General features: G+C 69.6%; 13 protein-coding genes. 7 read left to right on the top strand and 6 right to left on the bottom strand.

Annotated elements, in window-relative coordinates; genetic code table 11:
- Nucleotides 1-15: 15 nt before the first annotated feature.
- From BOX37_RS16220 to BOX37_RS16210, 3 genes are read left to right on the top strand one after another with little or no spacing between them, the layout of a single operon-like run.
- Nucleotides 16-1,026: an SMP-30/gluconolactonase/LRE family protein gene (locus BOX37_RS16220; protein WP_071928387.1), complete on the top strand. Its 1,011-nt coding sequence runs from the start codon at nt 16-18 to the stop codon at nt 1,024-1,026.
- Complete coding sequence (locus BOX37_RS16215; RefSeq protein ID WP_071928386.1) at nt 1,026-1,280, top strand: DUF5703 family protein; 255 nt, start codon at nt 1,026-1,028, stop codon at nt 1,278-1,280. Before BOX37_RS16220 ends, BOX37_RS16215 begins: the two co-directional genes overlap by 1 nt.
- 7 nt (nt 1,281-1,287) lie before the next feature.
- The gene (locus BOX37_RS16210; RefSeq protein WP_071928385.1) at nt 1,288-2,367 is read left to right on the top strand and encodes a quinone-dependent dihydroorotate dehydrogenase; all 1,080 of its coding nucleotides are present in this window, start codon (nt 1,288-1,290) and stop codon (nt 2,365-2,367) included.
- A gap of 5 nt (nt 2,368-2,372) precedes the next feature.
- On the opposite strand, the gene BOX37_RS16205 is transcribed toward BOX37_RS16210, so the two are convergent.
- On the bottom strand, nt 2,373-2,768 hold the full coding sequence (locus BOX37_RS16205; RefSeq protein ID WP_071928384.1) for a hypothetical protein: 396 nt from the start codon (nt 2,766-2,768) through the stop codon (nt 2,373-2,375).
- Nucleotides 2,769-3,122: 354 nt separating this feature from the next.
- Between BOX37_RS16205 and BOX37_RS16200 the strand changes: the two genes are divergently transcribed.
- From BOX37_RS16200 to BOX37_RS16190, 3 genes are all read left to right on the top strand, one after another.
- Nucleotides 3,123-4,616 carry a PfkB family carbohydrate kinase gene (locus BOX37_RS16200; protein WP_071931562.1) on the top strand — a complete coding sequence of 498 codons (1,494 nt, stop codon included), beginning with the start codon at nt 3,123-3,125 and terminating at the stop codon, nt 4,614-4,616.
- A 98-nt stretch (nt 4,617-4,714) separates the two neighbouring features.
- The gene (locus BOX37_RS16195; RefSeq protein WP_071928383.1) at nt 4,715-5,464 is read left to right on the top strand and encodes a GTP cyclohydrolase II; all 750 of its coding nucleotides are present in this window, start codon (nt 4,715-4,717) and stop codon (nt 5,462-5,464) included.
- Between the two features lie 130 nt (nt 5,465-5,594).
- Complete coding sequence (locus BOX37_RS16190; RefSeq protein ID WP_071928382.1) at nt 5,595-7,421, top strand: AMP-dependent synthetase/ligase; 1,827 nt, start codon at nt 5,595-5,597, stop codon at nt 7,419-7,421.
- Between the two features lie 59 nt (nt 7,422-7,480).
- Here the strand turns inward: BOX37_RS16190 and BOX37_RS16185 are convergent, their stop codons facing one another.
- Together BOX37_RS16185 and BOX37_RS16180 are read right to left on the bottom strand one after the other, a co-directional pair.
- Nucleotides 7,481-8,008 (bottom strand): YbhB/YbcL family Raf kinase inhibitor-like protein, encoded by a 528-nt coding sequence (locus BOX37_RS16185; protein WP_071928381.1) that lies wholly within the window; start codon nt 8,006-8,008, stop codon nt 7,481-7,483.
- Nucleotides 8,009-8,042: 34 nt separating this feature from the next.
- Entirely contained in the window at nt 8,043-9,404 is a 1,362-nt protein-coding gene (locus tag BOX37_RS16180; protein WP_071928380.1) for a M20/M25/M40 family metallo-hydrolase, read from the bottom strand.
- Nucleotides 9,405-9,561: 157 nt separating this feature from the next.
- On the opposite strand from BOX37_RS16180, the gene BOX37_RS16175 reads away from it, so the two are divergent.
- On the top strand, nt 9,562-10,521 hold the full coding sequence (locus BOX37_RS16175; protein WP_071928379.1) for an endonuclease/exonuclease/phosphatase family protein: 960 nt from the start codon (nt 9,562-9,564) through the stop codon (nt 10,519-10,521).
- A 121-nt stretch (nt 10,522-10,642) separates the two neighbouring features.
- Here the strand turns inward: BOX37_RS16175 and BOX37_RS16170 are convergent, their stop codons facing one another.
- Genes BOX37_RS16170 through BOX37_RS16160 form a run of 3 tightly spaced genes read right to left on the bottom strand, consistent with a single transcriptional unit; the run spans nt 10,643 to nt 12,587 of the window.
- On the bottom strand, nt 10,643-11,191 hold the full coding sequence (locus BOX37_RS16170) for a DUF1990 family protein (RefSeq protein ID WP_071928378.1): 549 nt from the start codon (nt 11,189-11,191) through the stop codon (nt 10,643-10,645).
- A 23-nt stretch (nt 11,192-11,214) separates the two neighbouring features.
- Nucleotides 11,215-12,261, bottom strand: coding sequence for a DUF6745 domain-containing protein (locus BOX37_RS16165; protein ID WP_071928377.1), 1,047 nt, complete (start codon nt 12,259-12,261; stop codon nt 11,215-11,217).
- Complete coding sequence (locus tag BOX37_RS16160) at nt 12,261-12,587, bottom strand: hypothetical protein (RefSeq protein ID WP_071928376.1); 327 nt, start codon at nt 12,585-12,587, stop codon at nt 12,261-12,263. The genes BOX37_RS16165 and BOX37_RS16160 overlap by 1 nt, the downstream gene beginning before the upstream one ends.
- Nucleotides 12,588-12,617 lie beyond the last annotated feature (30 nt).

Here is a 12,617-nt window from a genome sequence, read left to right as displayed (position 1 = left end):
AAAGGAGTTCGGTGCATGCGCCCTCGCGGCTCGGTCGCCTCAGCGTTGGTCGGCGTGGCGGCACTGGTGGTGCTGACCGGATGCTCCGGTGAGGACAACGGCCCCAATGTGCCGACGAGGGAACCGGCCACCGCGGCCGTCTCCCCCGCGACCACCGTCACGCCCGCGGGACAGGTCTATCCCGCCGCCGCGACGAAGGCGCTGCTCGCCGAGCGCGAGACCGGTCGCCTGGCCGCACTCGACACCGCGGGCACCGCGCTGACCCTGACCGATCCCGCCGCGCCGGCCGAGGCGCGCACGATCACCCTGCCCGCCGCGGGCGCCGCACTCGCTCAAGGTCAGCCGGGCGAAGTCCTCGTTGCCGCGGCGAACCGGATCCTGCGGGTCGACGCCGCCACCGGCACGGTCACCGAGCTCCCCGTCGACGGTGATGTGCAGAGCGTGCAAACCCGCAGCGACGGCACGCTCGTCGTCGGCACCGCCGACGGCTCGATCCACGAACTGAACACCGACGGCAGTGTCGCGCGCACCGTCACCGGCTTGGTCTCGGCCGACGCGATCGCCCTCACGGGCGAGGAAATCACCGTGCTCGACCGCAAGCAGACCGCCGTCGTCGGCGTGCGCGAGGACGCGCTCGGCCTGATGCTGCGCGCCGGCGACGGCGCGGTCAACGCCGTGGCCGACGCGCAGGGTCGCATCATCGTCACCGACACCGCGGGCGGGGAACTGCTGGTCTACACGGCCGGTCCGCTCGTCCTGCGGCAGCGTTTCCCGGTAGCATCATCGCCTTACGCGCTCGCCTACGATCCGCGTTCGGACACGGTGTGGGTGACCTGCACGCAGAGCAACGAGGTCCTCGGCTTCGACCTGTCGACCGGGATCGGTGTCGAGGTGGGGCGGTTCCCGACCCTGCGCCAGCCCGACGCGGTGACCGTCGACGAACGCACCGGCGACCTGTTCGTGGCCTCGGCCACCGGCGACGGTCTGCAGCGGATCGGGGCGGACGAGCGGAAGAGAGGGCAGTGATGGCAGCCAGATCTCGCGGTTCGCGCTCGGCGGTTCCGCCGAGCTGGGAGACCAGCAACGACGACTACGAGTACGTGCCGCTGCGGCTGCCACCCGAGGTCACCCGGGTCACCGCCTCGATGCGGCTGGCCATTCAGGCCGAATTCGGTGGCTGGGAACTGTCGCGCGTGCGCGCCTACACCGACGGCAGCCGCCGGGTGTTGTTGCGCCGCCGCAAGAACGCCGTCCTGCCTGTGCCCGAACCCGGATTGTGAGCCGATCATGTACGCCCTGCTATTACGCCTGATGTTCCTGATCCCGCCGGAGCAGGCGCATCACCTGGTCTTCAGCGCGTTGCGGTTCGGAACCTGGTTCCCGCCGACCCGCTGGCTGGCCCGCAAGCTGACCGTCGTCGAGGATCCGATCCTGGCCACCACCGCGTTCGGTGTCGATTTTCCCGCCCCGCTCGGCCTGGCCGCCGGTTTCGACAAGAACGCCGACGGCGCGAACGTCTGGGGCTCGCTGGGATTCGGTTTCGCCGAGATCGGTACCGTCACTGCTCGCGCGCAGCCCGGCAACCCGGCCCCGCGCCTGTTCCGGCTCCCCGCCGACCACGGCCTGATCAACCGGATGGGTTTCAACAATCACGGCGCGGCCGCGGCCGCGGCCCGACTACACGGCGCACACCCGAGTGTTCCGATCGGCGCGAACATCGGCAAGACCAAGGTCGTCGAACCCGAGGACGCCGCAGGCGATTACGCGACCAGCGCGCGACTGCTCGGCCCGCTGGCCGACTTCGTCGTGGTGAACGTCTCCTCCCCCAATACCCCCGGTCTGCGCGATCTGCAGGCGGTGGAGTCGCTGCGCCCGATTCTGCAGGCCGTCCTGGCTTCGGTCTCGGTGCCGGTGCTGGTGAAGATCGCCCCCGACCTGTCCGACGACGACATCGACGCCGTCGCCGATCTCGCGGTCGAACTGGGCTTGGCCGGCATCGTGGCCACCAACACCACCATCCGCCGCACCGGGCTGCGGACTCCCGCTGCCGAGGTCGAGGCGATGGGCGCGGGCGGGCTGTCCGGTGCGCCGGTCGCCGTGCGTTCCCTGGAAGTGCTGCGCCGCCTCTACGCCCGCGTCGGCGATCAGGTCGTGCTGATCTCGGTGGGCGGCATCGAAAACCCCGAGCAGGCCTGGCAGCGCATCCTCGCTGGTGCCACCCTGCTGCAGGGCTACACCGGCTTCATCTACGGCGGGCCCTTCTGGACCACCCGCATCCATCGTGGCATCGCCGCCCAGCTGCGCGCGGGCGGCTTCGCCTCCCTGGCCGACGCGGTCGGCGCCGAGCACCGCACGCACTCGGCCTGAGGTCCTCAGCCCAGAACCACGCGCCGGGTCGCGTCGGGATGGGCGAACAGCCAGGTCGCGGTGCGCGGTCGGCCGGTTGGCGTCGGCTGACCGGCCACCTCCTCGGGGTCGCCGTCGAGACGCTCGAGCATCCGAAGGAACAGTCGGCCCGCGGCCTCTGTCCAGGCGATGCCGAGACCGGCGGCGCAGAACTCGATCTGGGCGTGGGCCCGGGTGTCGAGCACGGTGTGGGGATCGCTGAGCAGCTCGTCGAGCTGCATGCCCGCGAAGGCCTGCTTGCGAGTGAGGGTGCGCTCGGGCAGCCAGCTGAGCTGCCACACCTCGGGGTCGGCGCCGGTGCGAACGGCGCATTCGGGGGTGCGCGTGCTGCGCATGTCGTCCGGGGTGAGGTGAATGGTCATCGGAGGCTCCGATTCCACGAAGGGGAGTCGCCGCTCCCGTTTCCTGGGATGCGGAACGCGCCACGTCTGAGCGGGTCGCGTTCGGCAAGCGCATCGGCGGTGGCGCCGTCTGCACCGAGAGCCCGCCAGATACGGGGCGAACTCGTCGCGTAGGGGAATCAGACAGTGTCCGGCGGACGGGTCGGTGGTTGTCTGCACCAGACTTCCCGGGCCGGTCTGGTGGGCGATACCTCGCCAATTCCAGTGTGGCATTTGCCCTTCGCTGCGGTCAATTGCCGTTGTAAATTGGTAATTGCCCGAGGAGCCGGTGGATAAACCACCTTCGTCCGACTCTTGGAGGTCGATCGCGTGCCGATGGTTCCGCAAGACCCACGAACCGATGTCGTCCGCGGCATCCTCGCACGACTGGGCAAGTTCGCCGGGCTCAGCGCAGATCGCCTGCGGCACACCGAGATCGACGTGGACTCCCTGCTCGATCTGCCGGTTGTCGCTCGCCATGCCGAACGTGGTGGGGTGCCGCGGGAGGACGCGATCCTGCCGGTGTTGCGCGAACAGGCGCGGCAGTTGCCACCAGCCGAGCTGCTCATCGTCGACGCGATCCTCGCCCTCGGGCTGCTGCGCGACAGCACGACAACCGACATCGACCCCGACCGGCTCTACGCCGTCGTCCTCGGCGCCCGCCGTGAATACCTCGCCGAACACTGGACAGCGCTGCACGCCGCGATCGGCGCCGAACCCGCGATCGAGGCACCCACGGTCAAACGCCTGCGCACCTACTCCGAACACGCGGCGCTCACCACACTGGCCGCCGCGCTCAGCGCCGAGCCACGCACCCCCGCACACTCACCGGTCCCGCCCTCGACCCCGTCGCGCGGTGCGACCGTCACCGTGGTGGGCGACGCGGTGATCGACCACATCTACCGCGTGGACACCTTTCCCGCCGATCAGTCCCCCGTCGCGGCCAGCTTCGTCGGTGCCCCGGGCGGCAAGGGACTCAACCGCGCGGTGGCCGCCGCCGTCCTCGGCCTCGATGTTCACCTGATCGCGGCCATCGGTCGGGACGCCGATGGTGCCCGGGTACTCGACCTGCTCACCGACAGCGGCGTGCGCACCGACCTGGTCCGGATCCGGCCGGACGCCCCCACACTGGTCACCGCTGTGATCATGAATCCCGGTGGCGAAGTGCGCCTCATCGGCTGCCACGACCCTCGCGTCCAGCTGAGCGAGGAGGACCTGCGCAGCCCCGACATCCATGTCGCGCTCGCCGATTCGGCGGTTGTCGTACTCACTTTCGAGCGCTCCCCGCTCGTCGAACAGGTACTCGCGCTCATCCGCGAACTGCCCGAACGGCCGAGGGTCATCGTCTGCCCGACGCCGAGCATGGCTGTGCCGCAAGGGTTGTACCCGTATCTCGACGTGGTCGACTATCTCGTCGGCACCACCGTCGAACTCGACGCACTGCTGCCCGAGGTGCACACCGCCTCCTCCGCCGACACCGCGATCCGGCTGCGCGGGCTCGGCGTGTCCACCGTGTGCGCGGTCGATGGATTCCGGTGCACGGTGTATTCCGACGACGCCGACATCGTCATCGACCACTTCCCCCGCGTGCTCAAGGCTTCCGCCGGCGCCGCCGCGGCGTTCGCGGGCGCGCTGGCCTATCGCGTGATCGCCACCGACGGAGAGCTCACCGCGGCGGATTTCGAATTCGCCACCGCCGCGATGGTCCCGACACAGAAGCTCGTCGCGTTCTCGGACTCGTTGCCACGGCGCGCCGAGATCGAACGAATCGTCGCGCTGCACGCGCCCGAGGGCGGCGGCACTCGTAACATCGCCGCGACAGACAGGTGATGTGTCCGGCATCGGGCCCGGAGTAGAGTCGCGCCGTTGCCCTGCTCATACGGTCCTCGCAGCGGTTCGCCCGGTGCGCCACATTCTCGGAGGAGCGCTTGACGATCATCGAGTCCGTCCAGGTCACGCCAGGTACGGCGGCCGGACGAGGCGCAGACGATCTCCGCCCGGAACACCTGTTCAGCCGCAACGGCGAACAGATCCGCGTGCAGGTGCACACCATCGACGACCCCACCGACGGTGGCTACGCCCTGGTCTTCGGCGAACCCGGCCCCCAGCCGCTGGTCCGCGTTCACTCCCGCTGCCTCTACGGCGACGCGCTGGGCTCCGATGACTGCGACTGCGGCCCCGAACTGGCCCGGTCGATGGATCTGATCCAGGCCGAGGGCGCCGGTGTGCTGGTCTACCTCGAGCAGGAGGGCCGCGGCGCCGGGCTGATCTGGAAGGCGATCGGCTACCGGACCAGCGAGCGTTTCGACCTCGACACCTTCGACAGCTACGAGCGGCTCGGCCTCGAGCCCGACACCCGCCGCTACGAACTCGTCGCCAAGACCCTGCTCGACCTCGGCCTGCACCAGGTGCGCCTGCTGACCAACAACCCCGACAAGGTCCGCGCGCTGACCGAGCAGGGCATCTCGGTCGAAGTGATCCCGCTGGCGATCCGGCTCGACACCGAGCGGGGACGCCGCTATCTGGATGCCAAAGTGCGCCGTCGCAGGCACATGATTCCCCGTGATTTCGCACCGTGGGCACCGCAGTACACCCCCGGCCCGGCCGCCCGGCCACCCCTCACCGCACCGGATCGGCCGTGGTGGCGCAGGTGGCCCCGATTCGGCGGTCGAGGGTAACCACCGCCACAATCCCGTATGTCCGGTTACGATGGGTGAGCCGCGCCACTGTGATGCCCATCGCTCGAGACGATGAGACAGCACTTCTCGCATTGGCTCGGTGTCCGCACGGCCTATCGGGAACAGGAATATGACAGACATCGGTTTCGCGCACGCTTCCGGCGTCACGGTGCACACCGTGCCCGCCGCCTTCCAGCAGACTGCCGCCTTGCGGCCCGACCAGATCGCCTTGCGCACCGTCGGCGGCACCCAGGAGATCACCTGGGCCGAGTACGCGACGCGGGTGCGAGCGCTGGCCGCGGGGTTGGCCAAACTCGGTGTCGGACACGGTGACGCGGTCGGCATCATGCTCACCAACCGCCCCGAATTCAACCTCATCGACACCGCCGCGCTGCACCTGGGCGCCACGCCGTTCTCGGTATACAACACCAGCTCCGCAGAGCAGATCGCGCACGTGTTCGCCAACGCGGGCAACAAGGTGGTCGTCACCGAGCAGGCGTTCCTCGACGTCCTCCGGGAGGCGGGTGCCGACACCGAGCACACCGTCCTGGTCGACGGCACCGCCGAGGGCACCATCACCCTGGCCGACCTCGAGTCGGACCCGGCGCCCGATTTCGACTTCGACGCGGCCTGGCAGGCGGTGAAATCCAGCGATCTGGCCACCCTGATCTACACCTCGGGCACCACCGGCCCGTCCAAGGGCGTCGAGCTCACCCAGAGCAATGTGATCGCCCAGGTCGTCGGCCTGGTGCAGGGTCCGCTGCCGGTCGGTTTCGACGACCGCGCGGTGTCGTACCTGCCCGCCGCGCACGTCGCCGACCGCATCTCCGCGCACGCGATGAGCCTGCTCACCGGCATCCAGATCACCACGGTGCCGGACCCGCGCGAGATCGCGGCCGCCCTGCCCGATGCCCGCCCCACCGTGTTCTTCGGGGTGCCACGGGTGTGGCAGAAGATCAAGGCGGGCATCGAGAACAAGCTCGCGGTCGAGCCGAGCCCGGTGAAGAAGGCGCTGGCCAACTGGTCGATCGGGGTCGGTGTCACGCAGGCACGAGCGAAGCTCGCCGGCGAGGGTTCCTCGCTGCTGCTGAGCGTGCAGCACAAGATCGCCGACGCGCTGGTGCTGTCGAAGCTGCGTGCGGCGCTCGGCTTCGCCGAGCTGAAGGTCGCCGCGTCCGGCGCGGCGCCGGTACCGCCGGAGACCCTCGAATACTTCCTCGGCCTCGGTTTCGCGGTCAGCGAGGTGTGGGGCATGTCGGAGACCACCGGTGTCGGCACCTTCACCGAGATCGACAAGCCGCGACCCGGCTCGGTCGGTCGCGTGATGGACGGGGTGGAATTGCGCCTCGACGCCGACGGTGAGGTGCTCATCCGCGGTCCGATCATCACCCCCGGCTACCGCAACATGCCCGAGAAGACCGCCGAGGCGATCGATGACGCGGGCTGGCTGCACACCGGTGACATCGGCACCCTCGACGCCGACGGCTACCTGCGCATCGTCGACCGCAAGAAGGAACTGATCATCAGCGAGGCGGGCAAGAACATCGCCCCCTCCAACATCGAGAACGCCATGAAGGCCGCCTCCTCGATGATCGGCCAGGCTGTCGCGATCGGCGACGCACGCCCCTACATCACCGCGCTGATCATGCTCGACCCCGATGTGGCGGCCCTGCGCGCCAAGGAGTTCGGCGCCACCGACGCCACCCACGCCGAGCTCGCCCGCCGCAAGGAGATCGTCGACGAGGTCACCGAAGCCGTGCAGGCGGGCAACCGCAAACTCTCACGGGTGGAGCAGATCAAGCGCTTCGTCATCGTGGAGACACTGTGGGAGCCCGGTGGTGACGAGCTGACCCCGAAGATGTCGCTCAAGCGCACCCCGATCGCGAACAAGTACGCCACGACCATCGAGGAGCTCTACGCGGCGACGCCGCCGGAGCACGTCACCGATGTGAAGTAGGCCCGATGACGAGGGTGGCCCCCGGGAGTTCGCTCCCGGGGGCCACCCTCGTGTTCGCGTCAGTGCTGTTCGTGGGTCCCGATCAGGGTGGCCCTGGCGAGGGTGTGTGAGAACAGGTTGAAGCCGAGGAATGCCGGTGACGCGTCCGGTCCGACCTCGAGTGCGGGCACGTCGACCGCGTGCACGACGACGAAGTAGCGGTGCGGGCCGTGGCCGGGCGGCGGGGCGGCCCCGACGAAGCCGGGGAAGCCGCCGTCGTTGCGCAGGGTGACAGCACCGGCGGGCAGAGTGCCGCCTTCGCTGCCCGCGCCGGCGTCGAGCTCGGTCACCGACGCCGGGATGTTGGCGACGGCCCAGTGCCAGAACCCAGCCGCGGTGGGGGCATCGGGGTCGTAGACCGTCACCACGAAGCTCTGGGTCGCTGCGGGAAAGCCCGACCAGCTCAGCTGAGGTGAGATGTCCTTGCCCCCCGCCCCGAACACACCCGACACCTGGTCGCCGGCCAACGGCTGACCGTCGGCGATGTCGGTGGAGGTGACGGTGAACGAGGGGACCTGGGGCAGTGCGTCATAGGGGTTGTGGCTCATGGGCGTCTCCGAATCGTGGTCGGTTGCTCGGCGATCAGCTGTGCAGGAGGAAGTGTTCCAGCACCCGGGTGCCGAATTCCAGTGAGTGCACCGGCACCCGCTCGTCCACCCCGTGGAACAGGGCGGTGAAGTCCAGGTCGGGCGGCAGCTGCAGGGGCGCGAAGCCGAAGCAGCGAATACCCAAGCGGGCGAACGCTTTCGCGTCGGTGCCGCCGGAGAGCATGTAGGGCACGGTGCGGCCGTGGGCATCGTGGGCGAGCACGGCGTCATTCATGGCGTCGACGAGGTGGCCGTCGAAGGTGGTCTCGTAGGAATCCAGTTTGGTGATCCACTCGCGCTCGACATCGGGGCCGATCAGCTCGTCGACCTCGCGTTCGAACGCCGCCTGTCGGCCCGGCACGACGCGGCAGTCGACCACGGCCTCCGCGGTCTGCGGGATGACATTGGCCTTGTAGCCGGCCTGCAGCATCGTCGGGTTCGCGGTGTCGCGCAGGGTCGCGCCGATGATGCGGGAGATGGTGCCGAGCTTGGCCAGCTGACCCTCGATGTCGGGGCCATGCGGGTCGAAGTGCAGGCCGGACTCCTCGCTGACGGCAGCGAGGAATTCGGCCACCGAGTCCGAGAGCACCACCGGGAAGGTGTGGCGGCCCAACCGGGCGACGGCTTCGGCGAGGATGGTGACCGCGTTGTCGTCGTGCAGGAACGAGCCGTGGCCGGCACGGGCCTTGGCGCGCAACCGCATCCAGCCCAGGCCCTTCTCGGCGGTCTCGACGAGGTAGAGCCTGCGTTCGGAGCCGTCGGGGCGGGGCACGGTCAGCGAGAAGCCGCCGACCTCACCGACCGCCTCGGTGACGCCGTCGAACAGGTCGGGCCGGTTGTCGGCCAGCCACTGCGAACCCCATCTGCCGCCGTTCTCCTCGTCGGCCAGGAACGCGAACACCAGATCGCGCGGCGGCACCGTACCCTCGGCCTTGAACTGGCGGGCCAGGGCCAGCGTCATGCCGACCATGTCCTTCATGTCGATCGCGCCGCGACCCCACACGTAGCCGTCGCGTACCGCGCCGGAGAACGGGTGCACGCTCCAGTCGGCAGCCTCGGCGGGCACCACGTCGAGGTGGCCATGGATCATCAGCGCGCCGCGGCTCGGGTCGGCGCCCTTCAAGCGCGCGAACACATTGCCGCGGCCGGGCGCGCCCGACTCGACGTATTCGGTCTCGTACCCGACTTCCTGGAGCTGCTCGGCCACCCACTGCGCGCATTCGCGTTCGCCCTTGGTGGTCGCCAGCTCACCGGTATTGGAGGTGTCGAACCGGATCAGCGCGCTGACCAGCTCCACCACCTCGTCCACCGCGCGGGATCGACCGTTCGAACCAGAATTCTCGCCAGATGCCGACACGTTTCCCTTCCTACCACCCCGCGCGTCCACCCCGCGCCACCTCCCCTGGCTCGCGCGGATTCCGCGCTGTCGGCCGCCGCCACGCGATTCGGACTCGGGCCGAGCGGAATTCCCGCCGCATTCGTCCGCGAAACGGGTCGTGTGTTTGGCTTGCTCGATGAGCGCGCGGGTGGTTCGGATCGGGATCGTCGGCTCGGCCGGTGCAGCCACGCTGGCCGGAGTCGTCGGGATCGCCCTGCACTTCCTGCACTGGCCCGCGGAGCCGCTGGTGCTGGCGGCCTCGGGCGCACCGTATCTGATGGCCGTCGCTGTGCTCGGTGTGGTCGGGTTCGCGGCGGCGCGGCAGTGGCTAGGGGCCGGGGTCGCGGTGCTGGTCACCGCGGTCGGGGCGGCGACTCAGGTGCCGTTGTATGTCGCCGACGGTGGCAGGGACGGGCACGCGATCGTGGCCATGCAGGCCAATCTGCTGTTCGACGGCGCCGATCCGACCGCGCTGGTCGAGCAGGTGCGCACGCGCGACATCGCGCTGCTCACGGTCAACGAACTCACGCGAACTGCCGTCGACGACCTGTCTCGCGCCGGTCTCGACCGGCTCCTGCCCCACCGGTACCTCGCCCCCGGGCAGACCGCGAGCGGCACCGGGATCTGGAGCCGGTATCCGCTTTCGGACACCGTGGAGTACGACGGTTTCGTTCTCCATCAGATCTCGGCGACCGCGCAGATCCCCGAAGCCGGGCCGGTCGCGGTCTACGCCTTCCATCCGGTCCCACCGATCTATGACAGTGGGGTCTGGGCCGCCGAACTGGCCCGCCTGCACGCCATCCTGCGCCGCGCTCCCACCGATCGCCCGGTCATCGTCGGTGGCGATTTCAACGCCACGCACGATCACGCCCGGTTCCGCGCCATGGCCTCTGACCGTTTCGCCGATGCCGCCGCCCAGGCGGGTGCGGGTCACCTGCGTACCTATCCCACCGACAAACGCTTCCCGCCGCTGGTCGGCATCGACCATTTCCTGCTCGCCGACGCGCACGCGACGGCCGTCGAGACCGTCGACCTGCCTGGAGCCGATCACCGTGCCCTGGTCGCACGGATCGTCGTGGAGCGATTCGGGCGGTGACACCGACGCGGGCAGATCGTCCGTCTACGTCCTGTCCGTGCTGGACCAACCCACCGTCGCCGCGGTCACCGAATTCCTCACCACCACGTCCCATCGTGCACAGCGCTGATCCACCCGCGCGCTATCGAACCAGCGCGCGCAGGTAACGCCGCCGAAAGAACCATTGCGCCAGGAGCAACGCGGGAAATACTTGCCGCCAGAGGCCATCTGGCGCGGCCCTGGTGAGCGAGCGCAGAGTCAACGACACCGTCCCATCAGCGCAGCGGTGCACCACGAACGCCTCCTCACCCGATACCGGATGGCCCGGCAGAGTGCCGTAGGCGAACCCGCAGCGGTCGGAGGTGTCGACCACGGCCACCACCCGCACGGGTTCGTGGACAGTGACCGGCCCCCACCCGGCCACGATGCGATACTCCGAACCCACAGCGACCTGTTCCCCCGCACCACCTTGCGGCAGCACTCGGAACCCACTGCGGCGCTTGATCTCCCACTCCAGAACCGCCCCGCGAACCATTACCCAGGTGTCGTCACCACGACCGATCACCACGGTCTGCTCGAACCGCCGGAATCCTGGCGCCGACACGCCCCACTCCGCCTCGCCCGGTGTCGTGGCACCGGCAGGCCCGTAGCTGAGGTCGGCCGGAGCGGGGCCATTGACGTGCGCGTTCACGAGATGACGATAGGGGCCGCGGCTCAGGTCTGCTGGAGCGGTTCGTAGATGTCGGCACCCAAGCCGAAGGTCCAGGCGACGCCCTCGCGGGCGGTGCGGGTGGTGGGTGGGACGCGGAGCCAGTAGGTGCGGTAGGCGCCGTCGGGTTCGGGGGTGGAGTTGACCACTTCGACCATGACCACGTCCTCGTCGCCGTCGAGCGCTATTCGCCACAAGATGCCTGTTTCATCGCGGTGCAGGGGGCGGGCGTCGGATTCGGTGAGATAGCGGTCGTAGCCGTAGTACTCGAGCATCACCCGGCGCAGTTCCGCGTTCTCCTCCTCCCGGATCCGCTGCGGGGTCAGCGAGCGCAAGCTGTCGAGGAACTCGGCAGTGACCGGCATTCCACGCCAGGCGTGCAGAACGAAGCCGTCGGCGTACGCCAGGGCAGGTCCGTCGCCGCGGTCCAGTCGTCCGGCTTCGTCGCGGTGAAGCTCGAGCGGCCGCTCGGTGATCACCGCCACCTTCGCATAGGGCCACCACCAGCCTGCCTGCGCGGCCACCGCGGCGACACCGTCGAGGGGATGACCGGGCGCGGTGTCGTAGGCGCTGAGCCAGGCGGCCTCGTGCTGGCCGAGGACGGCGTCGAGCAGCAGTACCCGGATCTGCCGTTCCCGCTTGCGATCACCGGCCGCGGCGTCGATGACACCGGCCCGGATGCGTTCCACCACCGAATTCGTCAGGTCCCACAGGTCCGCGCCGGTGGCCCGCCAGTGCGCGCTGTAGCCGTTCGTGCCGAGCGCGGTGTGCAGGCGCGCGCGTTCGGCGGCCCATGGACCGTTGCGCACGGCCTCCCGGACAGGAGCTCCTGGCGCGATGCTGCCCGAGGTCAGCAGCTCGACAGCCGCCAACGGCGAGGCGGCCCACACGATCCGCTCCGGTTCGGCCAGCCCGGCGCGGGTGTAGGCCAGCCGCACGCCGGCCTCTGCCGCCGTCCGGTCACCACTACCCGTCGCGGCCGCCACCGCACGCCAGTCTCGCGGCGTCGTCTCGATGCTCGTTTCCGTTGTCGCCGAAAGGTTGCGCGTCATCAGTCGGCCACCACCCGGACCGAACCGGGGACGTACTCACGCTGGCGGACCACCCGGTACCAGCCTTTCGGTAATCCGATGGCCGCGTGTTCCTCGTGCACGACCCGCCCGCCCTCGGGCAGGTGCAGCAGCATCGGGCCGAAAGCCCCGGCCTCCCTGATCAATCGGCCGGGGCCGGCGATCGCGTGCGCGTGCCCGGTCACCTCGCCGAGCGCCAGCACCAACCGCCCCCGGCCATCGCGCTTCTCCCCCATCGCGGCACGCGCGTGCTCGGGCACCGCGTGCTCGGCCAGCGCGACGATGAGCACATCGCCTTGTCGATACATGATTCTCCTCCCGCCACGGCCCGCGTTTCG

Source organism: Nocardia mangyaensis (genome assembly GCF_001886715.1).
GTDB classification, from domain to species: Bacteria; Actinomycetota; Actinomycetes; order Mycobacteriales; family Mycobacteriaceae; genus Nocardia; species Nocardia mangyaensis.
Note: the sequence above shows the minus strand (reverse complement) of the source record. Positions and strands in the feature narration are given on the sequence as shown.